This window comes from Okeania sp. (genome assembly GCF_983059655.1).
The window spans coordinates 29,510-31,625 of record NZ_CEZPJD010000010.1 but is presented as its reverse complement, the minus strand read 5'-3'; the positions used below and the strand labels follow the sequence as shown (position 1 = coordinate 31,625).

Below are 2,116 nucleotides of genomic sequence, written 5' to 3'. Positions count from 1 at the left end.
AGAAAATTTCTATCTTTTCGACTCTAGTGTTTATCTGAGAGGGAAAAATTTGCCATTTTTAGTCTCTTCCCTCCCCCTAGTCGGAAAAATTTATAGCTTTTCCCCTCTACTATTTATCTGAGAGGAAAAAATTTGCTTCCTTGAGTTCTTTCTCTAGAAGAAAGTTAGAGAAAATTTCTATCTTTTCGACTCTAGTGTTTATCTGAGAGGGAAAAATTTGCCATTTTTAGTCTCTTCCCTCCCCCTAGTCGGAAAAATTTATAGCTTTTCCCCTCTACTATTTATCTGAGAGGAAAAAATTTGCTTCCTTGAGTTCTTTCTCTAGAAGAAAGTTAGAGAAAATTTCTATCTTTTCGACTCTAGTGTTTATCTGAAGAGGCAAAAATTTTCCATCTCTAGTTTTTTCCCTCGCCAAAGTTGGAAAAATTTCTACCTTTTCCGCTCTAGTATTTATCTGAGAGAGAAAAATTTATGACTGATAACTGATAACTGAAATGACTTCCATGATTTTCCTTATTTCTTTGAACTAGAGATATGTGGTCTTGAAATCTTTCCCTGAAATATTTTTTCCAAAGCTTCGTTTCTGATATTTTCTGACTCCTTTCCCCACTTCCATAAACTTTCATAGAAAAAGAACGATACTCCCGCAAAATTTCTCTTCCGCACTGCTTCTATTTGTTCTTCAATTGTCGTTATCGGAGTAGAATTATTTCTCAAACCAGTCAAAATTCCAATAGCAAAAGGAATATGCTTTCTAGCTAATTTAACCTCTGTTCGTTCCAACTCATTAATAAAACGTTTCATATCTGAACGATAAACCTGTAAAACAATTTCATCAATCAATTCTTCTCTTTCCCAAGTAAACCAGTCTTGCAAATAAGCAGGTAAAGCAAAATGGAAAGGATTAGGAGATACAGAAATAATACAGTCTGGTTTTATCAATTTTATTTCTTCAGAAACTCGCTCCATAAAATTATTAATTTTATCCGCTCGCCAACGGACCCAAAAAGTTTCTTGATAATCATCAGAAGGGGATAAACCAGGAAGTTCTTTTTCATATAATTTAACTGTAAAATCGTCATAACCAAATTCCGCAGGTAAGCCAAAATGGTCGTCAAATTGAATCCCATCTATATCGTATTTAGTCACAATTTCTTTAATTAAATCTAAGAGAAATTGTTGTACTTCTGGATGAAAAGGATTAAGCCAAACTCGTGCATCTTCTCCTTCCATTTTAATAGTAGTTCCATCCAGTCGTTTAGTTAACCAATTAGGATGTAATTTTGCTAATTCTGAATCTGCTGGTGCCATGAAACCAAATTCAAACCAAGGAATAATTGTTAAGTTTTTTTCATGCCCTTCGGTAATAATTTCTTGTAAAATGTCTCGCCCTTGTAAACCAGGTGTAGGGTCTAATGATTTACCAAATACTTGTTGTGCTACTTGGCTAGGATAAAGAGTATAACCGCCTTGCCAAACGGTGGGATAGAGTGTGTTGAAGTTGAGTTTTGCTAAACGATTTATTGCTGCTGTTGTGGCTGAGTTAGAAAATAAAACATCACTATCAATATTAGTTATCCAAACCCCACGAATTTCTGTTTGTTGTGTGGTTTTGCTAATTTGATTAGAGGCTAATACTAATGTAATTGTGGTGAAAATTGCAATTAGTGTTAGGGTGATGGTTCGGTAAATTGATTTTGATTTAACCATGAGATTTTGAGAAATATTAAATTTGTTGATGTTTGAGCGATCGCTCAGATTATAAGATTAAATTATCTAAATTTTTCGTGAGAATTGAAATTAGGATTAGATCGATAGTTCGGCAAATTTATTTTGATTTAATCATAATATTTTGAGAGAGGTTAGATTTGTTGATTGTTGATTGTTGATAAATTGCTAATATCCATAAATTGATAATTGAGATAAATAGAAACAGGGATATAGTCAAAAAGCTAAAATGAAATTCTTGAAATTTTAGTGAGAGTTGAAATTAGTATTATGGGAATAATTCGAGAAATTGATTGAGATTTAGACATGAGATTTTGAGAGAGGTTAAATTTGTTGATTGTTGATAAATTGCTAATATCCATAAATTGAGAATTTAGACAAATATCAA

At 32.5% G+C, this 2,116-nt stretch carries 1 protein-coding gene; it reads right to left on the bottom strand.

The annotated features are described in order from the left end of the window. Positions 1–513 precede the first annotated feature (513 nt). A complete protein-coding gene (locus AC3DU7_RS01610) occupies positions 514–1,710 on the bottom strand; it encodes a glycoside hydrolase family 10-like protein (RefSeq protein ID WP_488037623.1) in 1,197 nt (398 codons plus the stop codon). Between the last annotated feature and the right edge of the window lie 406 nt (positions 1,711–2,116).

Excerpts from the sequence above, each read along its gene's own strand:
- AC3DU7_RS01610 (WP_488037623.1), bottom strand. The coding sequence starts at position 1,710 with ATGGTTAAATCAAAATCAATTTACCGAACCATCACCCTAACACTAATT.